We start from the raw sequence: 19,799 nt of genomic DNA, 5'->3' as shown, positions 1-19,799 counted from the left end.
GACCGGCCCGGCCAGCGATCCACCGTCCGGGACATGTCCCGGACGAGGTCAGGGGCCCGGACGAGGTCGGGGGCCCGGACGAGTCGGCGGCCCGGAAGAGGCCTACGGCCCAAGCGAGGTCGGCTGTCCGGACGGCACCGGCGGCCCGGACCGGCCCGGCGGCCCTGGCGGGCGAACCCGCCCCCTCACCGCAGCCGGTAGGTGCCCCCGCCCTTGCGGGAGCCGAACAGCCGGCCCTGTTCCTCCGGGTCCAGGTTTCCCAGCGTGATCAGGTGCGGGGCGAGCGCGAGTGCCTGGCTCCGGGCGGGTTCGCGGGCCGCCCACAGTGCGCGGACCGTGCCCTGGACCGCGCCCGTGGGGTAGGAGGCCATGACCGCCGCCGCCCGGAGCGCGGCGGGGAGCGCCTCTCCGGGCTCGGTCAGCTCCGAGACCAGGCCGGTCTGATGGGCACGCGCGGCGGTGAGGCGTTCCGCCGTACCCATCAGGGCCAGCCGCGCGATCTCCCCGTACGGCATGCGCTGCGCGAGGAGGACGGACTCGTACGCGCTGACCATCCCGTAGGTGGTGTGCGGGTCGAAGAAGGTGGCCTCGCGGGAGGCGATCACGAACTCGCTCTCGCCGATCAGATAGAACGCTCCACCGCAGGCCATGCCCTCCACCGCCGCGACGACGGGTTTCCAGAGGTCGTTCGCCTTGGGCCCGATGGCGATGAGGGGGTCGTCGATGGAGTAAGGAGAGGTCGGCTGGGGCACATCGGCCGAGCGGTCGATACCGGTGCTGAACGCCTCGGTGCCCGCGCCGGTGACCACGATCGCGCGCACGGTGTCGTCGTAGCGGAAGGACCGCCAGGCTTCGGACAGTTCCCGGGCCGTCTCCAGATCGATCGCGTTGTGCTTCCGTGGCCGGTCGATGACGACGACGGCGACACCCGTGTCCTCGGCCTCGCCGGTGTCCACACGGATGCTCATGAGCGCTCCAGGAGCCAGCACGGCAGGCGGAGACCGTCGTCACCGGGCGGCGAGAAGGCGACTCTGACGCCCGCGCCGATACGCAGCCGGGCGGGGTCGACCGAGTTCAGGGGGGCGTCGGGCGCGGTGACGACATTCCCGACGAGCCGGATCCGGGGGGCATCGAGGAGTTCGACGAGGACGGCGTTGTAGGGCGCCAGTTCGGCGTACGCGGGCAGCAGCGGCGGATGCGGGACGACATAGGACCAGATACGGCCCCGGCCGCTCATCTTGCGCCACTCGCTGTCGAAGGACTGGCAGTGCGGGCAGCAGGGGCGGGGCGGGAAGCGCGCCTCGCCGCAGGCGGCACAGGTCTGGACGCGGAGTTCGCCCAGGGCGGCGTAGTCCCAGAAGGGGGCGCCGTCGTCGTCGGTTTCGGGTCGCAGCAGGGACATGGCTCAGCTCCTCAGCAGTACGGCCGATGTGGGGACGCCCTCGCCCGCCGTGACGAGGCAGGTCGCGGCGCCCGGGACCTGGGCGGTGGAGGTGCCGCGCAGTTGCTTCACACCCTCGTTGATGAGGTTGAAGCCATGGACGTACGCCTCGCTCAGGCCCCCGCCGCCGGTGTTGATGGGCAGCCGGCCGCCGATCTCCAGGGCACCGCCCTCGGTGAAGGCGGCGCCCTCGCCGCGTCCGCAGAAGCCGTAGCCCTCCAGGGAGAGCGGGATCAGCGGGGTGAAGGCGTCGTAGATCTGGGCGACGTCGACGTCCTCGGGGCCGAACTCGGCGGTCTTCCACAGATGGCGGGCCGCGGTCCAGGCCGGTCCGGTCAGGGGGTCGTCGTTCCAGTAGTTGACCATGCCGTGGTGCTGGGCGGGCAGGCCCTGGGCGGCGGAGTGGATGTAGACGGGCCGCTGCCGGCAGTCGCGGGCGCGCTCGGCGGAGACGATGACGCAGGCGAGGGCGCCGTCCGTCTCCAGGCAGTTGTCGAAGAGGCAGAGGGGTTCGCTGATCCAGCGCGAGGTCATGTACATCTCGCGGGTCAGGGGGCGTTCGTACATCATGGCCGCCGGGTTCTGGTTGGCCCGGTTGCGGCAGGCGAGCGCCACATTGAAGAGATGGTCGCGGGTGGCCCCGTACTCGTGCATATAGCGGCGCGCGAGCATCCCGATCTCGTCGGAGGGCCGCAGCAGGCCGAAGGGGCGGGTCCACTGGGCCGGGGTGGGGAGCTGGACGGCGGTGTTCTTCCAGGGGCGGGGGCCGCTGCCGCGTTTACGGGAGCGCCAGGCGACGCCCACACTCGCCTGGCCGGTCGCGATGGCGGCGGCCAGATGGGCGAGGGTGGCGCAGGAACCGCCGCCGCCGTAGCCGGCCTTGGAGAAGAAGGTGACATCGCCCGCGCCGATCGACTTGGCGATCTCGACCTCGTCCGTCTCCTCCATCGTGTACGAGGCGAATGCGTCCACCTCCGACGGGGCGATCCCCGCGTCGTCGAGCGCGGCGAGGATGGCCCGGCAGGCCAGGGTCTTCTCCGACTCGGGTAGTTGCTTCGCGAAGGCGCTCTGGCCGATGCCGGCTATCGCCGTCGCGTCCTTGAGACCGGGCACGGGTACCTCCGCCATTCGATCCCGACTGCTGACAGCGCGTCAGGCTACAGCTAATCTGACGACTAGTCAGCTAGTACGGCGGGAGGGCTTTCTATGCGCGGCGACCTGGAGTGGGGCACCATCCCGGAGCTGGTACGCGACGCGGCTTCGTCCTACGGGGAGCGGGAGGCGGTCGTCGACGGGCGCACCCGCGTCTCGTACGCCGAGCTCGGACGGCGCGTCGAACGGGCGGCGGCGGCCTGTATCGCCGCCGGGGTGGAGAAAGGCGACCGGGTCGCCGTCTGGGCCCCCAACACCCTCGACTGGATCGTCTCCGCGCTGGGGGCGGTGACGGCCGGAGCGGTGCTGGTGCCGCTGAACACCCGCTTCAAGGGCACGGAGGCGGCCTATGTCCTGCGGCGGAGCCGGGCCAGGCTGCTCTTCGTCACCGGGACCTTCCTGGGGACCTCCTATGTGGCCTCCCTGCGGCGGGCCGGGGCCGATCTGCCGGAGCTGGAGCAGGTCGTGGTGCTCGCCGACAGCGCGCCCGAGGACTACCGCACCTGGAAGGACTTCCTCGCGGGCGGCGACTCGGTGAGCGCCGGACAGGTCCGTGCCCGCGCCGACTCGGTGGAGGCCGCGGCCCCCTCCGACATCATCTTCACCTCCGGCACCACCGGCGCCCCCAAGGGCGCGGTCATCACCCATGCCCAGACCCTGCGCTGCTACGACGTGTGGAGCGAACTGGCGGGACTGCGGGCAGGCGACCGCTATCTGATCGTCAACCCCTTCTTCCACACCTTCGGTTACAAGGCGGGGATCATCGCCTGTCTGATGCGGGGCGCGACCATGGTGCCGCAGCCCGTGTTCAACGTGGACACCGTGCTCGCCAATATCGCCTCCGAACGTATCTCCGTACTCCCCGGCCCGCCCACCCTCCACCAGTCCCTTCTCGACCACCCCTCGCGCGGCTCCCACGATCTGTCCGCCCTGCGCCTGGTGGTCACGGGGGCGGCCGTCGTCCCCCTCCAGCTCGTCGAACGCCTGCGGACCGAACTGCGCATCGAGACCGTCCTCACCGCCTACGGCCTCTCCGAGGCGGGCGGCATCGTCACGATGTGCCGCCGTGACGACTCCCCCGAGACCATCGCCTCCACCTCGGGCCGCGCCATCCCCGGTACGGAGGTACGGGTCCTGGCGGCACCGGGGGAACCGGGAGAGGTGCTGGTGCGCGGACACCACGTCATGCGGGGCTACTTCGAGGATCCGGAGGAGACGGCCGCCGTCATCGACACCGAGGGCTGGCTCCACACCGGCGATGTCGGCATTCTCGACGCGGCCGGCAATCTGCGGATCACGGACCGCATCAAGGACATGTTCATCGTCGGCGGCTTCAACGCCTATCCCGCCGAGATCGAGCAGCTCCTCGGCCTCCACCCGGACATCGCGGACATCGCCGTGATCGGTGTGCCGGATGCCCGCCTCGGCGAGGTCGGGCGCGCCTACGCCGTACGCCACCGGGGCTCGACCCTCACCGCGGACGATCTGATCGCCTGGTCCCGCCGCGAGATGGCCAACTACAAGGTCCCGCGCGAGGTCGAGTTCCTCACCGAACTCCCGCGCAACGCGAGCGGAAAGATCATGAAGGGGGATCTGCGGGCGCGGGCGGGGTGAGGTGGCGCCCGGGGGCGTCGCTGCCCGGACCGCCGGCCCCGGGGCGGGCGCCGGACACAGGCACACCGTCCCGCGGGACCCGCCCGGCCGCGGACAGCGGCGTCAAGCACGGGCGGCGGCGTCAGGCACGGGCGGCACCACCGGGAGCGGGCCCGCGGAGGGCCTTCAGGCACGGGCCCGCGGAGGGCCTTCAGGGACGGGTGGTGTGGGCCCAGAAGTCGCGCATCAGCGGCGGCGGGGCGGCCGATGTCGCCTCGACCTGGGTGAGCAGGATGGCGCACAGGCCCGTGGACGGGACGATATGGGCCGTCGTTCCGGTGCCGCCGGTCCAGCCGTAGCGGCCGGGGATGTTCCAGGGGTCATGGGGGGTGACGTCGACGGAGCCCCCGAAGCCCCAGCCCTGGCCCTCCAGAAAAGCGCGGTTGGCCCGGCGTTCGGGGAAGGGCAGATGGTTGGTGGTCATCCGGCGGATCGCGGCGGGGGACAGCAGACGGCGGCCGTCGGGGGTGGTGCCGTCGGCGAGGAGCAGACGGGCGAAGGCGTGCCAGTCGTCGGCGGTCGACACCAGGCCGCCCCCGCCGGAGGGGAAGGCCGGGGGACGGCTCCACTCGCCGTCGGGGGCGTCGGCGAGTTCGAGGCCGCCGTCCGGGCCGGGCCGGTACAGACCGGTGAACCGGTTCAGGCGGGCGGCCGGGACATGGAACCCGGTGTCCGCCATGCCCAAAGGATCGAACAGCCGCTCCGCCAGGAACTCGGGCAGCGGACGGCCGGACACCCTGGCGATCAGGGCGCCCTGGAGGTCGGAGCTGGTGTGGTAGAGCCAGGCCGCACCCGGCTGGTGGAGCAGGGGAACCCGGGACAGACGGGCCAGCCACTCGTCCGGCGCGGGCGGCACCTGCGGGTGGGTCGGCGCCTGAAGTCCCTCGCTGAACAGCGGTGCGACGGCGGGGAGCGAGAAATCGGGCGGGAAGCCGTATCCCGTGCGGGAGGTCAGCAGATCGATGACCGTGATCGGCCGGGTGGCCGGCACCACGTCGTCGACGGGGGCGTCCGGCGTCCGGACGACGCTCGGGGACGCCAGTTCCGGAAGCCAGGTGCCGACCGGGTCGGCCAGGGCGATACGGCCCTCGTCGACGAGCATCATCAGTGCGGCGGCGACGAGGGGTTTGGTCAGCGAGGCGATCCGGAAGACGGAGTCCCTGGCCAGGGGCGTGGTGCCCTCGGTGTCGGCATGGCCCACGGCCACCGCCTCCGTCCGTCCGCCACGGGACACCAGGCCCACCGCGCCCGGCACCGTACCGTCGTCGACGTGTGTCTTGAGGATGTCGCCCAGGCTGGTCACAGGTTCACCTTCTCGCGTGTACGGGTGGAAGGCAGACCGCCACGGCGGCAGAAAGTCATCGGAAAGGCACCGGGCCCCGCCGGGCGGGCCTGGTGGGCCGGGCCTGGCGGGGCCGTCGGAGACACCGCGGTGACCGGGCCGTGAGACCCGGGCCGGACGAGGTCGTACCCGGGACCCGGTCGCTGATTCGGGCCGGCACCCGGGGCTGAGTGCACAAGCCGCCGGTAGCCGAGGGTCCGGGGTCGGCGGGACAGGGGATCAGATGGGCCCGGAATCGGGACCGGACGGGCCCTGGCGCGGGCGGACCGGAATCCGACGGGGCGCCCGGGGCCGGTCGGATCACACCGGGGTACGGGTCGCGCTGGTCACCTCGCACGTCTCGTACTCCGAGCCGTTCTTCGTCCCCGTGTACGCGGTCGAGCCCTCCGCGGAGGCCGAGGAGTCGGCCTCCACCTGCGCGGTCATGGTCGCGAAGGCCGCGGGCGCGTCGATGTCCGTGAGGCTGGGCTTGAACTCGATGTTCACGGCATAGGTGTACGCCTTGGAGTCGGGGTTGTTCACGGTGACCTTGGCGGTCAGCTTCTTGCCGGTCGAGTCCAGACCGCAGGTGTCGATCGTGACGTCGTTCGCGGCGTTGTGGTTCTTGGAGCCGCCGGTCACGGAGCCGGTCGAACCCCCGGAGGAGGAGCTGCTACTGCTGTCGTCGTCCTTCTTGCAGCCTCCGCCGCCCGAGCCACGGGCTCCGGTCAGTGTGATCAGGACGAGGCCGAAGACGGCCACAGCGCGGACATGGCGCTTCTTCACTGTTCAACCCCCCGTTGAAAGTGGTGTGTTGGGCTCGCCTCCCCTGGCGAGTGCGCGTCACCCTAGCAGCGGATGGCGACGATTCCGTCAAGGCTTTACCAAGCCTTTCCCGGGGCAGTGGTTTAGCCGGACGGCGGGCGCGATCGGGCGCGAACCGCTCCCAAGCGGCATGGGGTCGAAGGGCGACGACCGCCGTCCCGGCCACGGAAGGACGAGTGGGACGGCGGCCGTCGCCCCGACCGTACGCCCGGGGGCGCAACAGCGCGAGTGGGCGGACGCTCCGGTTCCGGCACGGCTGGGTTCCGGCCCGGCACCGCTCGGATCAGGCACCGCTCGGATCAGGCACCGCTCGGATCCGCTCGGGTCCGACACCGAAGGCCCACATCGGCACCGGCCCGGAGGGGCCGACACCGGCGCTGGCACCAGCACCGAGGGCCGACACCGGCACCGGCACTGGTACCGGTACCAGCACCGAGGGCCAGCCCTGAGAGCCGGCTACGGGGACGCCCCCGACTCCGGCGTCCGGGCCCGACCCGAGACGACCCCGGGGACGACTCCGGGACCCGGCACCGAGGTCCCGCTACGGCTCAGCGCCCTCAGCGCCCCCGCCCCGTCGCCGTCCCCTTCACCGCGTCCAGCGCGTACACACAGCGGTCCCTGCTGCAGGCGTAGACGACACCGCCCTCCGCCACCGGGGAGCCCGTGATCTCACCGCCGGTGGCGAGCTTCCAGCGGAGCTGTCCGCCGGAGGCGTCGAGGGTGTAGAGAACGTGGTCGGCCGAGCCGAAGTGCACCCGCCCGTCCGCGACGACGGGGGCTCCGATGACCTCGCCGCCCGCGGCGAAACGCCACATGGGCGTGCCGGTGACGGCGTCGAGGGTGTAGAGGGCGCTGCCGCTGCCGACATGGACGTTGCCGCCGGTGACGAGGACCGGGTCGATCGACTGGCGGGACTCGGTGGCGATCCGCCAGCGGTCCTTGCCGGTGACGGCGTCGAGGGCGTACACCGTGCCCAGGTAGTCGGCGAGATAGACACCGCCGCCGGTGACCGCGGGCCCGGGGGCGAACGCGGGCGGGGAGAGGAACACCGCGGGCGCCTCGAAGTGCCAGCGGACGAGCCCGTTGGAGATGTCGACGGCCAGGACCCGCGTACCGGCGGAGACATAGACGAAGCCGTCGGGCGCGGGCTGCACACGGACCGGGACATTGCCGCAGGAGGCCGCGTCACCGATGGGGTACGACCAGCGCTCGGCCCCCGTACGGGCCTCCAGCGCCCGCAGCCTGGCGTCGCGCCACACGAACACCGTGTCGCCGAAGAGCGCAGGCCCGGCCTCCTGGGTCTCGAAGTCGGTCTGCGCGCCGGTGATCTCCCACAGCTTCTCGCCGTTGGACGCCTCCCACGCCTGTACGCCGCCGCCGCGCGTCCCGGTGAGGACCGTGCCGCGGCCGACCTTGAGGGAGTAGATCCAGGCGTCGGCCGTCAGACGCCAGCGCTCCTGGCCCCCCGTCGCGTCGAGCGCGTAGAGCGTGGGTCCGTCGGAGGCGTGGATACGGCCTCCGTCGACCGCCATCGCCCAGGCCACATCGCGCGTCTTGAACTGGCGGCGCCCCGTGGCCACATCCAGGGCGTGGACCTCGAACGAGGTGACGTACAGCAGATCACCGGCGACGACGGGGGTTCCCCAGACGTCGTTCGACATCCGGAAGCGCCAGGGCCGCCAGCGCGAGGGGCCGTCCGCCGACGGTACGGGAGGGGGGACCGGCTGCTGTACGGGGACGGCCGGGGGCGGGGCGGGCGAGCCGTTCAGCGCGGCCGGGGGGCGGACCCAGCCGGTCGCGGCCGGAGCGTCGGCGAGCGCGGCACGGGAGTCTGCGACCCGGGGGCCGGGGCCGATGGGGGCCTTGACCCCCGGCAGCCGTACGGGACCGGCGGCCGGACCGGTGCCGGGCGCACCGGCACCGGGCGCACCGGGCGCTGCCTCCGTGCGCGGATCGCCGCCGCCGCGCCGCGCCCAGTCGGGGTTGCGGCGGGTCGGCGCCTGCGAGGGCTGCGGCGGCACGGGGGCGGGACCGGGCGGTGGGCCGGGGGGCGGCTGCGGGACGGGCGGAGGCGCCGTCGTGCGCCCGCCGCCCCTGCGCGCCTCGATCATCGCCGTGGCCCGCACCGGCAGCCACGCGGACGCCGTACCGCTGTCGTCGCCGCCGGAGGCGAACAGATGGGGTGCCAGCTGGGCCTGGAGATCCTCGGGCGTGGGCCGCCGGGCGGCGTCCATCCCCATGCAGGACTCGATCAGCGGACGCAGTTCGGGCGGCAGCCCCTCCAGGTCGGGGCCCTCCCGCAGCAGCATGAACACGGTCTCGACCGGGTTGGCCCCGTGGAAGGGCGCATGGCCCGTCGCCGCGAAGACGAGTGTGGAGCCGAGCGAGAACACATCGCTCGCGCCGGTCACGCTGCGGGAGTCCCGCGCCTGTTCCGGCGACATGTACGCGGGAGTGCCGACGGCGACGTTCGTCATGGTCAGGCGGGTGTTGGAGACACCGGACGCGATACCGAAGTCGATGACCCGGGGGCCGTCCTCGACGACGAGGACGTTCGACGGCTTGAGGTCGCGGTGTACGAGCCCTGCGCCGTGGATGGACTGGAGCGCCTCGGCGATGCCCGCCGCCAGCCAGCGCACGGCCTGCGCGGGCAGCGGCCCGCACTCGTTCACTATCTCCTCCAGCGAGGGCGCCGGCACATACGCGGTGGCCAGCCAGGGCACGGCGGCCCGGGGGTCGGCGTCCACGACGGCGGCCGTGTAGAAGCCGCTGACGGCACGGGCGGCCTCCACCTCGCGGGTGAAGCGGACACGGAACAGCTGGTCCTCGGCGAGTTCGGTACGCACGGTCTTGATCGCCACCCGGCGGCCGGACGCCGACCGGGCCAGATAGACCAGTCCCATGCCGCCGGCACCGAGCCTGGCCAACACCTCGAACGGACCGATCCGTCTCGGATCGTGCTGCGTCAGCTGCTCCATACCTGCCTGCCACCTCCCCGTACGGGCCCCAGAACCATCGGGCCCGTCATCCACAGCCCCGTGCAGCGTCTCACCACCGAGCCCCTCAGCGGTCGCGCACCCCGATTCTTCCTGCCGGAGGCGACGCTGGCGAACCCGGGGGCGGATCGGGGTGTCTCACCCCTATTCGGGCACGGACCGGTCCCCGGCTCGGTATCGTCCGTGTCCACGGTCATATCCGCAGCCGGTCCGCCTACCCGCCCGCCGGCCTCTTCCGCGTACCCGCCACGGCAGCCGGTTGCGCGAGTACGGCGAAAGTGGCGCCCTGATTGTCCGTGAGGACCGCTATGCGGCCGTGGGGGATGTCGAACGGCCGGGCCTGGACGCGCCCGCCGAGCCGGACGGCGGCGGCGACCGCCGCGTCGCAGTCCTCGACGCAGAAGTAGACGAGGAAGTGGTCGGGCAGCTCGGCGGGGAAGGCGGGCCGGGTGAGGACGCAGCGGCCGCCGACGGCCGTCTCCTCACCGGGCCGGGCACCCTTCGGCGACCAGATCCGCACACCGGCACCGGGGGCGGCCGATGCGGAGCCGGAGGCGGTTCCGGGGACGGTTCCGGAGGCCGTTTCGGAGCCGCGAGCCGGGCCGGGGACGGTTCCGGGGGCCGTACGGGGGGCGGAGGGCGTCTCCGCGGACCTGTCGGAACCCGGGGCCGATGCGGAGCCCGGGGCCGGGCCGGGGCGCGTACCGGCGTCCGTACCCCCGCCGGATCCCGTGCCCGGGGCGGACGGGGCGGCCATGGCTCCAGGTTCTTCCGGGGCTTCCGGGGCTTCCGGCTCCCCTGCGACTCCCGTAGCTCCCCGGGCTCCCGGCTCCCCTGCGACTCCCGGCGCTCCCGGCTCCTCCGGGGAAACCTGCGTACCACCGGCCTCGGGCGTCAGATCCGTGCCGGAGAAGCCGAAGACCCTCTCGTAGAAGGGGTCCGCCCGTTCGCTGTCCCAGGTGTAGACCTCGGTCCAGCAGAACGAGCCCGGCAGCGCCTGCTTCTCGAACCCCGCCCGCTCCCCCGCCTGCCAGAGCCCGAAGACCGCGCCGCCCGGATCGACGGCGACCGCGACCGCGCCGAGGGTGCCGACCCGTCGCGGCGGGACGATCAGCCGGCCGCCCTCCGCCGTGATCCGTCCGGCGAGGGCCACCGCGTCGGGGGTGGCGAAGTACACGTTCCACACGGTGGGCATCCGGCCGTCGCTCTTGGGCGCGAGCGCGGCGACGAGCTTTCCGTCGCTGTAGGCGTCGACATAGGGGTCGCCGTTCTCCTGCCGGAACGTCCAGCCGAGCAGCTCGCCGTAGAAGCGCCTGCCCGCCGCGACATCGGGCAGTGCCGCGTCCACCCAGCACGGGGTGCCCTCGGGGAATACGGCCATGAATGCGACTCCCTGTCTGCAAAACCTGCGTAACACAAGTTAACCGAATATCTCAGACATCGCAGACATCGCAGCAGATGAATTCGAACTTCTGACCGATCGGAGGTCGCGCAAGGCCCGGACCGGCGGTACGGCCCCGATCCGTACGCACCCCATTTGCAGTCGGCCGAATCGCGCGCGGATCACCCCTCGGTAAGCTGACGGCATGACAGGACAAGTACGCACTGTCGACGGCCGCGTGGCCGGACGACGCGGCCAGGCGACGCGGCAGAAGCTGCTCGACTGCCTCAGCGAGATGCTCAGCTCCTCGCCGTACCGGGACGTCAAAGTCATCGACGTGGCCCGGAAAGCGGGCACGTCACCCGCGACCTTCTACCAGTATTTCCCCGACGTCGAGGGCGCCGTCCTCGAGATCGCCGAGGAAATGGCCAAGGAGGGCGCGGGGTTGACCGAACTGGTCTCCGGCCGGGCCTGGGTCGGCAAGTCCGCCTGGCAGACCTCGGAGGAACTGGTCGAGGGCTTCCTCGACTTCTGGCGTCGCAACGACGCGATCCTGCGGGTCGTCGACCTCGGGGCCGCGGAGGGCGACAAGAGGTTCTACAAGATCCGTATGAAGATCCTGAACTCCGTCACCAACTCCCTCACGGACGCGGTGAAGGAGCTCCAGGCCAAGGGCCGGGTCGACAAGGACGTCAGCCCGGCGGCCATGGCCGGTTCACTGGTCGCCATGCTGGCGGCGGTGGCCTCGCACCAGAAGGGATTCACCACCTGGGGCGTGAAGCAGGCCGAACTCCGGCCGAACCTCGCGCTGTTGGTCCACCTCGGCATCACGGGCAGGAAGCCGCTGAAGTAGGGCCCGAGTGGGGCGCGCTCGCCCGCGCCGCACATCGGGCCCCGGCCCCGCCCCGTATCCGTCGTCCCTCTCCCCGATTCCGCTCCCGGCCGTCCCCCGCTTCCGTTCTCGGCAGCTTCCCCGTTCCGGGCCGTCCCCCGTTTCCGTCCTGGACCCTTTCCCGTCCAGGACCCTCCCCTCCGGCCGTTTCCGGCCGTTCCCTTTCCCGGCCGCCGCCTTGTTCCGAGGCGCTCCCTCTCTCGGGCCTCGGAATTCCTTCCTCGGCCTTTCCTCTGCCTTTCCTCACCTTTCCTCAGGTGCCGGTACCCGGTTTGGTGCCCCAGACATAGACCTGGTCGCCCACATCCAGCAGATCCCAGAGCCTCTGGGCGTCCCCGAGCCGCAGATTGACGCATCCCGCCGAACCGCCGCCGTCGTAGAGATCGTCCAGCCGGCCGTGCAGCGCCTGGCCCTCGTCGAAGAACTGGGCGTACGGCATGGGGGCGTCGTCGTAGATCGTCGAGACATGGTCGCGGCTGCGCCAGTAGATCTCGTGCCAGCCGGTCCTGGTCTCCTCCGAGTCCCGTCCCGTACGGACCGGTACCGGGTCGAACAGCACGTCCTCGCCGAGCTGCGCCCACAGCAACTGCCGGCCGAGGTCCACACAGGTGACAAGGTAATCGCGGACCGGGCAGCCGCCCGCCGCGTTCGGTTGGTCGCGGGCCTGGACGGCGACCAACGTGCGGTAGGTGGCGAGGCCCGCGTAACCGTCGGCCGGTTCGAGGGAGTTCTCGGTCTGGAAGCCTCGGATGGCCTCGCAGTCGGCGGTCGACTGCACCCCGTCGACGGGCAGGCCCAGATGTTCTTCCAGAGGACGCTGATACGGGCCCGTCCCGGCCTCGCAGGGGGCCGCCGGCCCGTTCACCCTGGTCGTACCGCCGGCTCCGGTGACTCCCCCGGCTCCGGCGGATGCGCTTGCTCCAGTGGCCGCGCCTGCTCCGGGCGCTCCCGTCGTTCTGGCTTCCGCGAGGCCCGGAGTGGCCAGGGTGACGGCGAGGGCCGCCAACGCCGCGACCGCGGGCACCCGGACCCGTATACATGCCCCAGGCGCCGTCACCGGCCCGGCCATCGTCTCTGCCCGGGTCCGGGTCCGGGTTCCTATCCGTATCGGTACCCGTATCCGTATCCGGGGCCATGTCCGTCCGCGCCCGGTCAGGGCGTTGCGTATACGTCCGCGGCTGCCTCGCATCGCGCACTCCGTCCTCGTACGGATCCCCCGGAAACAGCTCTACCAGCGCACCGGCGCCCACGCTCCGGGCGGCGGGCCAATGAGGTGAGGACGGGGGCGCGCCGTTCGGGCGGCGCGCCCCCGTCCCCGGGAATGCGGTCTCCGGTGTGGAGTTCAGCGCGGTGTCAGTACGGTGGCGGTGCGGTGTTCAGCCCTTGCGGGACTCGACCACCTCCCGCTTCTTCCCCGCGCCCGGGCCCTTGCCCTTGCCCTTCCCGGGCTCGCCGCGCTTGTTGGCGATCTCGACGGTGACCGGCTCCTCGGCGTTCTGCGCGGTGATGGTGAACGGGCCGCTCACCGGGTTGTCCGGCAGGACATAGCCCTCGGGCACCGCGGTCTCCCGCACGTAGTACGTCCCGGCGGGCAGATCCGCGAAGATGCAGGCGCCGTCGGTGTCCGTGGAGCAGCCGGGGCCCACGAGGGTGTCGGACGGGACGCCCCCGCCGGACGTGGTCTGGAGCCCGGGGACCCCGTTGGTCTCGCGCCACAGCTCGAACACCGCCCCGGGGAGGGCCTTGCCGTTCTTGGCGTCCGTCTTGAGGACCTCGATCCGTCCCTCGACCGGGGTCGCCTGGTCCCTGGCGGTCACGGTGACCCCCTGGGAGGCGTTCTCGACCGTCAGGACCAGCGGGCCGAAGACCGGATCGGCGGGCAGGTCGTAGCCGGGGGGAGCCGCCGTCTCACGCCAGTAGTACGTGCCCGTCTCCACCGTCCGGGCACACTCTCCGGCAGCGTCCGTCGTGCAAGGGCCACCCAGCTGGGTGTCCGGGTTCGCACCCGTCGTCTGAAGACCGGGAATGCCGTTCGTCTCCTCCCACAACTCGAACGTCGCACCCGCCAGCGGAGCAGCGGTCTCACTGTCCACCTTGGTCACCGACACCTCACCGGTGACGGGAACGACGGTCCGTGTGTTGGGGGCGTCGACGTTCACTCCGGCGGACGCGTTCTCGTCGGTCAGGACCAGCGGGCCGAAGACCGGGTTCGCGGGCAGGTCGTAGCCGGGAGGAGCGGCCGTCTCACGCCAGTAGTACGTACCGGTCTCGACCGTCCGGGCACACTCCCCCACGGCGTCCGTCGTACACGTACCACCCAGCTGGGTGTCCGGGTTCGCACCCGTCGTCTGAAGACCCGGAATACCGTTCGTCTCCTCCCACAACTCGAACGTCGCACCCGCCAGCGGAGCGGCCGTCTCACTGTCCACCTTGGTCACCGACACCTCGCCCGTGACCGGGGTCAGCTCGTCGAGGACGGTGGTGGTGACACCGCCGGGCACATCGGCGGGGGTCAGGGTCACCGGGAAGACCGGGTTGAGGGGGAGGTCGTAGCCGGGGGGCGCGGCCGTCTCACGCCAGTAGTACGAGCCGGGGACGACGGTCTTGACACAGGTGCCGGCCGCGCCGGTGACACACGGGCTGCCGACCATGGTGTCCGGGTCGGCGCCGGTGGTCTGGAGACCGGGCACACCGTTGGTCTCCTCCCACAGCTCGAAGGTGGCGCCCGCGAGCGGGGTCATCGTGCCGGCCGCCTGCTTGAGCACGGTCAGCGGCGCTGTGGGCACCGGGACGGAGCAGTCCGGCAGATCGCCGTCGAAGGGGTACGCGTGGAACTCCTGGCCGCCGCCCCCGCCCACCACACTGGTGTGCAGGACGGAGCCCGCGGTGAAGAAGCGGCCGTTGATGCCGGGGAGGGTGACCGTCGTGGCCGACGGCTGATGGCCGACCAGGATGCTGCCCTGGAACTGGCCGGTGCCCTTGAGGCTCACGGTCGCGGCGTCGGGGAAGTTCCACAGCAGCCGCTCACGGAGCTGGTTGAACGGGTCCGTGTCGAAGGGGCTGCCGCTGAAGGTGTTGATGATGCGGCTGTTGCCGGTCAGATTGACGAGGATCGTGGCGTTGGCCGGGATACCGGTGAAGCGGATGCCCTGCTGGCCGCCGCCCGCCCCCACCAGGTCGAAGTCGACGTTGAAGACCTGGAGGGCGGAGGTGTTGTCGCCCGTGAAGACGGTCTCGCCGCCGTTGTTGACCGCGGTGCCGGTGGCGGGGCGCGGGCCGGTCTCGTTGCGCGCGTAGCACTGGCTGGCGGAGATCAGCTCATCGCGCAGCGCGGTGTAGGGGGCGGCCGCATTCGGGTCGGCGACGACGGACCCGGTGATATTGCCGGTGGCCGTGCCCGCATGGCGGACGACGCCGTTGTCGGCGAGCAGGGTCTCCCCGGCAGCGACGGTGACATTGCCGCCGGTGACGAGGAAGTCCCCGCCGTTCGGCGGCGGTACGCGGGAGCCGACACCGACGATGCCCACGTTGTAGACGGAGCTGCCGCCCGCGACCTTGTTCTGGTCGAAGTCGCCGAGGACGACGAGGCGGCCCTCGGCCTCGGCGGCACGCTCGCGGACGAGGAAGTTCCCGCCCGCGAAGATGTTGATGTTGTTGTCACGGCCCGTGATGGGGCCGTTGTTGATCGGCGGGAACGGGTCGGGACAGATGGCCGGCGGGGCGGGGATACAGGGCCCGAGGCCGCCGGGCAGCGGCGCGATCCTGGTCTTGGCCTCCGTCCGGCCCGCCCGGTCACGGTCCTTCCCCGCCCCGTCCTGCCGGGCCCGGCCGTCGGGCCGGGCCCCGGTCCGCTCCGCCACGGCGGCCCGTACCCAGGCGGCGGAGTCGGCCGGGGACGGGACGACGGCACGCGCCTCGACGACCGGTGCGGCGCCGGCGGACGGGGTCGTGCCCGGCCCGAGGGCGAGCGCGGGAGCGGAGGCCGCGAGGACGACACAGGCCATGCCCGTGGTCCAGGAGCGTTGCCGCAATCGCGCGAGGACTGCTCTCATCACATCGACTTCTCTCGTGTAGTGCTCGTGAGTCTCCTGTTCCGGAAATTCCCTGACAGGCTGAACAGGGGGCATTACCGTGTGTAGGCGACACTCCCGGGCAAGCGGAACAAAGATCGGATAATCACCCAGCCGCCGCCGAGGATTGCGCCGGACGTGGCGCAGCGGGTGGGGTACGGGCCGGGAAAGGGGCCGGCCCGAAGGGCTCCGGCGGCCCGGCCGCGGGAATTCGGTGGCGCGGCTGTGGGAATTCGGTGGCGCGGTTCCAGGGTGAGACGTCATGCTCGCGCATCGGACTCTCTCCGCCGCCGTCCCACCTCCGCCGTCCCCTCAGCCGGCCCCTCAGCCGGCCCCACCAGGAGCAATGCCTCGTATGCCGCAGCACGTGGTCCCCGACGCCGAAACCGTTCGACGCCTGCTGCCTCCCGGGGAAACGGATATCCGATCGGTCGCCGAAGGCGGCGAGCACTCCACCTGGCTGGTCGGTGCCGACCGCGTCCTGCGGCTGGCGCTGGACGCCGAGGGGTCCGAACGGCAGCGCAGGGAGATCGCGCTGCGGGACGCCGTCCGGCCGTATCTGCCCGTGGCCGTGCCCGAGAGCGCGGCCACGGGCGAGTGGGCGGACGGGCTCACGTACACGCTCGACACCCTGCTGCCGGGGCTCTCGGCCGAGCGGCGGCCGGTGTCCCCCGCCGGGGAAGGCGAACTGTCGGGCTTTCTGAGGGGCCTTCGCGCGTTCCCCGTGGACGCGAGCCTGCCGGTCGAGCCCTCGCGGGATCTCCGTGAACTGCGGGAGCGCGCCTCGGAGGCGGCAGGGCGGCTGGCGGCGGACGGGGAGTTCGACTCCGCCCTCCTGAGCCGGCGTCTGCACGGTCTCCCGAGGGACCAGGCCCCGCCCGCCCTGATCCACAACGATCTCAAGGGCGAACATCTGCTGGTGGACGAGTCCGGCCGGATGACGGGCGTACTGGACTGGACGGACGCGGCCGCCGGCGACCCTGCTGAGGACATCGCGGGCCTGGCCATCTCGGTCGGCGCCGCCGCGGCGGTCCGTATCGCGGAAGGCGCGGGCCGTGAACCGGCCCTGGGTGTACGTGCCCTGTGGCTGGCCCGCTGCGACACCCTCACCCGGCTGTACGACCGGCTCCACGAGGGGGACGACAGCCCGCTCCCCCTCCTCCGCGCCCAGCACTCCAGGGCCTGGGAGCTCACTCCCCTGGATCTCTCCTGACCCACCGTCCCCGCCGGGGCGCCCCGCGTTCGGCGCGGGCTATCCGGTGGACCGGGTCAGCGCCCGGTGCTCGCTCGGGCGCAGCCCCATGGTCCGTTTGAACGCCACGCTCAGCGCGTACGCGTTGGAGTAGCCGACCCGGCGGGAGATCGCCTCCACCGTCGCGTCGGTCTTCGCGAGCAGATCCGCGGCCCAGCAGATGCGCCACTCGGTGAGGTACGTCATCGGCGGCTGTCCCACCAGATCGCTGAACCGCTGGGCGAACCGTGCCCGCGACGCCCCGGCCTCGGCGGCGAGTCCGGCGACGGTCCACCGGCGGGCCGGGTCGCCGTGGATGAGTCCGAGGGCCCGGCCGACCACGGGGTCCTCGTGTGCGCGGTACCAGGCGGGAGCCTCGGCCTCCGGCCGTTCGAACCACTCGCGCAGGCTGGAGACGAGCAGCAAGTCGAGCAGCCGGTCGAGAACGACCTGCCGTCCGGGGGTGTCCCTGCCGAGTTCCCTGGTGATCATGTCGAGGACCGGGCGGCCGTCCGGCGGCGCGGGGATACGCGCGATGCGGGGCAGCGCGCCGAGCACCCGCTGCGAGACGCTGCCGCCGACCTGGTACGTGCCCTTGAGCAGGACCGTCTCCTCCCCCTCCCCCTCCACCCCGCCGCCCGGCTCGTACCGGCACATCGGCAGTTCACCGAGGATGAGCGCTCCCTGCGGGGTGGTGCACCGGCCGGACTCGTCGACCTGCGCGATCGGGGCCGTACCGGGGTCGTCGGCGACGGTGTACGGCTCGGGGCCGACGACGATGACCACATCACCCCGGCACAGGGGCACCGCCTCACCCCGGCCGGACGGCCCGGGGCCTTCCCCGGAGGTCACCCAGGCGTCACCGCTGAGCATGGACAGCAGGGCGAGCGGGGTCTTCTCCAGGAACCGCAGGGACCAGGGCGGGGTGACCACGGACTGGTCGAACAGGGCACCACGGGGACGGACTTCGTGCAGCAGGCTCGACAGCGCGTCATCCATGGCGGGAAGTCTAAGTCGCCCGGACTCCTGGAAACGAGACGTCCGAACATCAAAACGAGAGGATCAGCCATCGTCCGTACCGTGCGTTGCCGGTTGACTGCTGGGCATGACAACGACACCGGCAGCACCCGCGACCGCCACCACTTCCTCGACGCCCACCGCTTCCTCGGCCTCCCCGGCCCCCGCCGCTTCCTCGGCTTCTCCGGCTTCTCCGGCCCCCGCTGCTTCCTCGGCTTCCTCGGCCTCCGTGACCTCATCGACCGGCCCGGGGTCCACGCCCGGTGAGGGAGCCGCCACGGCCCGGGGCTCCTCGCCCGGGGCCCTCACCTCCGTGCTCGTCCTCGGCGGCACGGGCAAGACCGGGCGCCGGGTCGCCGAGGAACTGCGAGCCCGCGGCCTGACCCCACGGGTCGCCTCGCGGTCCGCTCCCGTCCGGTTCGACTGGGGCGACAGGACCACCTGGGAGCCCGCGCTCTCGGGTGCGCAGGCCGTGTACATCGTGGAGTCCGATGGCCCCGGCGCAGCGGCCCGGCTGCGTGCCTTCGTGAAGACGGCGGCCGAGCAGGGCGTACGGCGGCTGGTCCTGCTGTCCGCCCGGGTCTGGGCGGAGCTGGACGACGACAGCGGGCTCGCCTCCGAACGGGCCGTACGGGAATCGGGGCTGGAGTGGACGATCCTGCGGCCGACCTGGTTCGCGCAGGTCTTCAGCGAGGTGGCGCTGTTCTCGTCCGTACTGACCGGTGGCGAACTGCGGCTGCCCACCGGCCAGGGCCGAGAGCCCTTCATCGATCTGGCGGACCTCGCTGAGGTCGCGGCCGTCGCGCTGACGGAGGACGGGCACGCGGGAGAGACATACGTCCTGTCCGGCCCGCGCGCCCTGAGCGTGGGCGAGGCGGTGGCCGAGGTCTCCTGGGCGGCGGGCCGGCCGCTGCGCTTCACCGCGGTGACCGAGGACGAGTACCGCGAGGACCTGGCCTCGCGCGGCTACCCGCCCGCCTTCGCGGACGGAGCGCTCACCCTCTTCCGCCATATCCGTGAGGGACGGGGTGAGGGCGTGACCGACGGCGTCCGGCGCGCGCTCGGCCGCGAGCCCCGCGACTTCTCCGAGTACGTCCGCCGCACCGACTTCTCCGTGGTGGACCGTCGTGGCGGGAACGGGTCCGGGTGATCACCTCCGGAGCCCGTCGGTGGGGGCCCGGAGGTGGGCGCCGGCAACGGGGGTGGCCGGGCTGACGGGAGCTCGGCTGACGGCGGCGGGGGTGGCGGTGGCGGGGTGGCCGTCGCCGCTTCTGCCGTCCCCGGTGGTCACGGCCCGGTACCCCCTGGATGGTTGACGGCTCGTCGTACGACGGAGACGGCCTGAGCGGGGAGCAGCGACACACGGACCGCCGGGGCGCGTTCGGTGCGGCCGTCATCTCAACGCGTACCGCTCCCCCTTGGCGACCGCGTGCGCGAGCCTCTTCCTGTGCTCGGCGGTCGGCTCCCATCCCCGGCGGCACCCGGCGCAGAACCAGCGCCAGCGGATGTCCGCCGCGGGACCGCCGAAGGTGGTCATGTCCTTCCACAGCGGCGGACGTTGCGGGCAGTGGGGGCAGAGGGGCGGTATCAGCATTTCGTGTCTCCTTCGCACTCGTCTGCGAGCGTGCCGTGTTGACGCCGCCCGCACGGCGGGATCCGGCCCGCACCACCCGGATGGGCGACAGAAGGGCGGAAACGGTCCCGGGTCGCCCGAAGACCGGCACGGGGAGCAGGTCACCCGAAACCGGAGACCGGAGACACGCGGACGGGCCGGGCGGCCACGGAGGAGGCAGGGGGTTGATACTGGTGGGCTCGCCTAT

The 19,799-nt window shown here is 72.3% G+C and carries 16 protein-coding genes; 5 read left to right on the top strand and 11 right to left on the bottom strand.

The window, feature by feature from the left end; all coding sequences use genetic code 11:
* Window positions 1–185 precede the first annotated feature (185 nt).
* Genes ACIBCM_RS14870 through ACIBCM_RS14860 form a run of 3 tightly spaced genes read right to left on the bottom strand, consistent with a single transcriptional unit; the run spans window position 186 to window position 2,569 of the window.
* Window positions 186–968: an enoyl-CoA hydratase/isomerase family protein gene (locus tag ACIBCM_RS14870; RefSeq protein ID WP_399243063.1), complete on the bottom strand. Its 783-nt coding sequence runs from the start codon at window positions 966–968 to the stop codon at window positions 186–188.
* A complete protein-coding gene (locus ACIBCM_RS14865; RefSeq protein WP_399243062.1) occupies window positions 965–1,402 on the bottom strand; it encodes a Zn-ribbon domain-containing OB-fold protein in 438 nt (145 codons plus the stop codon). The genes ACIBCM_RS14870 and ACIBCM_RS14865 overlap by 4 nt, the downstream gene beginning before the upstream one ends.
* Window positions 1,403–1,405: 3 nt before the next feature.
* A complete protein-coding gene (locus tag ACIBCM_RS14860) occupies window positions 1,406–2,569 on the bottom strand; it encodes a lipid-transfer protein (RefSeq protein WP_399243060.1) in 1,164 nt (387 codons plus the stop codon).
* 78 nt (window positions 2,570–2,647) lie between these two features.
* Between ACIBCM_RS14860 and ACIBCM_RS14855 the strand changes: the two genes are divergently transcribed.
* Window positions 2,648–4,207 (top strand): FadD3 family acyl-CoA ligase, encoded by a 1,560-nt coding sequence (locus tag ACIBCM_RS14855; protein WP_399243058.1) that lies wholly within the window; start codon window positions 2,648–2,650, stop codon window positions 4,205–4,207.
* Between the two features lie 190 nt (window positions 4,208–4,397).
* On the opposite strand, the gene ACIBCM_RS14850 is transcribed toward ACIBCM_RS14855, so the two are convergent.
* The 4 genes from ACIBCM_RS14850 to ACIBCM_RS14835 all read right to left on the bottom strand — a co-directional run bounded on the left by ACIBCM_RS14850 (window position 4,398) and on the right by ACIBCM_RS14835 (window position 10,769).
* On the bottom strand, window positions 4,398–5,549 hold the full coding sequence (locus tag ACIBCM_RS14850) for a serine hydrolase domain-containing protein (protein WP_399243056.1): 1,152 nt from the start codon (window positions 5,547–5,549) through the stop codon (window positions 4,398–4,400).
* Window positions 5,550–5,888: 339 nt separating this feature from the next.
* Window positions 5,889–6,353 carry a hypothetical protein gene (locus tag ACIBCM_RS14845; protein WP_399243054.1) on the bottom strand — a complete coding sequence of 155 codons (465 nt, stop codon included), beginning with the start codon at window positions 6,351–6,353 and terminating at the stop codon, window positions 5,889–5,891.
* A gap of 596 nt (window positions 6,354–6,949) precedes the next feature.
* On the bottom strand, window positions 6,950–9,370 hold the full coding sequence (locus ACIBCM_RS14840) for a PQQ-binding-like beta-propeller repeat protein (RefSeq protein ID WP_399243052.1): 2,421 nt from the start codon (window positions 9,368–9,370) through the stop codon (window positions 6,950–6,952).
* 232 nt (window positions 9,371–9,602) lie between these two features.
* Complete coding sequence (locus ACIBCM_RS14835) at window positions 9,603–10,769, bottom strand: VOC family protein (RefSeq protein ID WP_399243050.1); 1,167 nt, start codon at window positions 10,767–10,769, stop codon at window positions 9,603–9,605.
* A 205-nt stretch (window positions 10,770–10,974) separates the two neighbouring features.
* Here ACIBCM_RS14835 and ACIBCM_RS14830 point away from each other — a divergent pair, with 205 nt between their 5' ends.
* Window positions 10,975–11,622 carry a TetR family transcriptional regulator gene (locus ACIBCM_RS14830; protein WP_399243047.1) on the top strand — a complete coding sequence of 216 codons (648 nt, stop codon included), beginning with the start codon at window positions 10,975–10,977 and terminating at the stop codon, window positions 11,620–11,622.
* Window positions 11,623–11,914: 292 nt separating this feature from the next.
* Here ACIBCM_RS14830 and ACIBCM_RS14825 read toward each other — a convergent pair whose 3' ends face one another.
* Together ACIBCM_RS14825 and ACIBCM_RS14820 are read right to left on the bottom strand one after the other, a co-directional pair.
* Window positions 11,915–12,526 (bottom strand): L,D-transpeptidase family protein, encoded by a 612-nt coding sequence (locus ACIBCM_RS14825; RefSeq protein WP_399243325.1) that lies wholly within the window; start codon window positions 12,524–12,526, stop codon window positions 11,915–11,917.
* 511 nt (window positions 12,527–13,037) lie between these two features.
* On the bottom strand, window positions 13,038–15,713 hold the full coding sequence (locus ACIBCM_RS14820) for a SpaA isopeptide-forming pilin-related protein (protein ID WP_399243045.1): 2,676 nt from the start codon (window positions 15,711–15,713) through the stop codon (window positions 13,038–13,040).
* Between the two features lie 373 nt (window positions 15,714–16,086).
* Here ACIBCM_RS14820 and ACIBCM_RS14815 point away from each other — a divergent pair, with 373 nt between their 5' ends.
* On the top strand, window positions 16,087–16,944 hold the full coding sequence (locus ACIBCM_RS14815) for an aminoglycoside phosphotransferase family protein (RefSeq protein WP_399243043.1): 858 nt from the start codon (window positions 16,087–16,089) through the stop codon (window positions 16,942–16,944).
* A 39-nt stretch (window positions 16,945–16,983) separates the two neighbouring features.
* Here ACIBCM_RS14815 and ACIBCM_RS14810 read toward each other — a convergent pair whose 3' ends face one another.
* Window positions 16,984–17,961 carry an AraC family transcriptional regulator gene (locus tag ACIBCM_RS14810; protein ID WP_399243041.1) on the bottom strand — a complete coding sequence of 326 codons (978 nt, stop codon included), beginning with the start codon at window positions 17,959–17,961 and terminating at the stop codon, window positions 16,984–16,986.
* 93 nt (window positions 17,962–18,054) lie between these two features.
* Between ACIBCM_RS14810 and ACIBCM_RS14805 the strand changes: the two genes are divergently transcribed.
* Both ACIBCM_RS14805 and ACIBCM_RS14800 read left to right on the top strand, forming a co-directional pair.
* Complete coding sequence (locus ACIBCM_RS14805) at window positions 18,055–18,246, top strand: hypothetical protein (RefSeq protein WP_399243039.1); 192 nt, start codon at window positions 18,055–18,057, stop codon at window positions 18,244–18,246.
* The gene (locus ACIBCM_RS14800; RefSeq protein ID WP_399243037.1) at window positions 18,209–19,129 is read left to right on the top strand and encodes an NAD(P)H-binding protein; all 921 of its coding nucleotides are present in this window, start codon (window positions 18,209–18,211) and stop codon (window positions 19,127–19,129) included. Before ACIBCM_RS14805 ends, ACIBCM_RS14800 begins: the two co-directional genes overlap by 38 nt.
* A gap of 243 nt (window positions 19,130–19,372) precedes the next feature.
* Here the strand turns inward: ACIBCM_RS14800 and ACIBCM_RS14795 are convergent, their stop codons facing one another.
* Window positions 19,373–19,573 (bottom strand): hypothetical protein, encoded by a 201-nt coding sequence (locus ACIBCM_RS14795; RefSeq protein WP_399243035.1) that lies wholly within the window; start codon window positions 19,571–19,573, stop codon window positions 19,373–19,375.
* Window positions 19,574–19,799 lie beyond the last annotated feature (226 nt).

It is taken from the genome of Streptomyces sp. NPDC051018 (assembly GCF_044456085.1).
GTDB lineage: Bacteria > Actinomycetota > Actinomycetes > Streptomycetales > Streptomycetaceae > Streptomyces.
The sequence above is the reverse complement of the archived record's forward strand: the minus strand, read 5'-3'. Positions and strand labels throughout refer to the sequence as shown.

Coding starts and splice junctions, on each gene's coding strand:
- ACIBCM_RS14870 (WP_399243063.1), bottom strand. CDS start 968: ATGAGCATCCGTGTGGACACCGGCGAGGCCGAGGACACGGGTGTCGCC.
- ACIBCM_RS14865 (WP_399243062.1), bottom strand. CDS start 1,402: ATGTCCCTGCTGCGACCCGAAACCGACGACGACGGCGCCCCCTTCTGG.
- ACIBCM_RS14860 (WP_399243060.1), bottom strand. CDS start 2,569: ATGGCGGAGGTACCCGTGCCCGGTCTCAAGGACGCGACGGCGATAGCC.
- ACIBCM_RS14855 (WP_399243058.1), top strand. CDS start 2,648: ATGCGCGGCGACCTGGAGTGGGGCACCATCCCGGAGCTGGTACGCGAC.
- ACIBCM_RS14840 (WP_399243052.1), bottom strand. CDS start 9,370: ATGGAGCAGCTGACGCAGCACGATCCGAGACGGATCGGTCCGTTCGAG.
- ACIBCM_RS14835 (WP_399243050.1), bottom strand. CDS start 10,769: ATGGCCGTATTCCCCGAGGGCACCCCGTGCTGGGTGGACGCGGCACTG.
- ACIBCM_RS14830 (WP_399243047.1), top strand. CDS start 10,975: ATGACAGGACAAGTACGCACTGTCGACGGCCGCGTGGCCGGACGACGC.
- ACIBCM_RS14820 (WP_399243045.1), bottom strand. CDS start 15,713: ATGAGAGCAGTCCTCGCGCGATTGCGGCAACGCTCCTGGACCACGGGC.
- ACIBCM_RS14815 (WP_399243043.1), top strand. CDS start 16,087: ATGCCGCAGCACGTGGTCCCCGACGCCGAAACCGTTCGACGCCTGCTG.
- ACIBCM_RS14810 (WP_399243041.1), bottom strand. CDS start 17,961: ATGGATGACGCGCTGTCGAGCCTGCTGCACGAAGTCCGTCCCCGTGGT.
- ACIBCM_RS14795 (WP_399243035.1), bottom strand. CDS start 19,573: ATGCTGATACCGCCCCTCTGCCCCCACTGCCCGCAACGTCCGCCGCTG.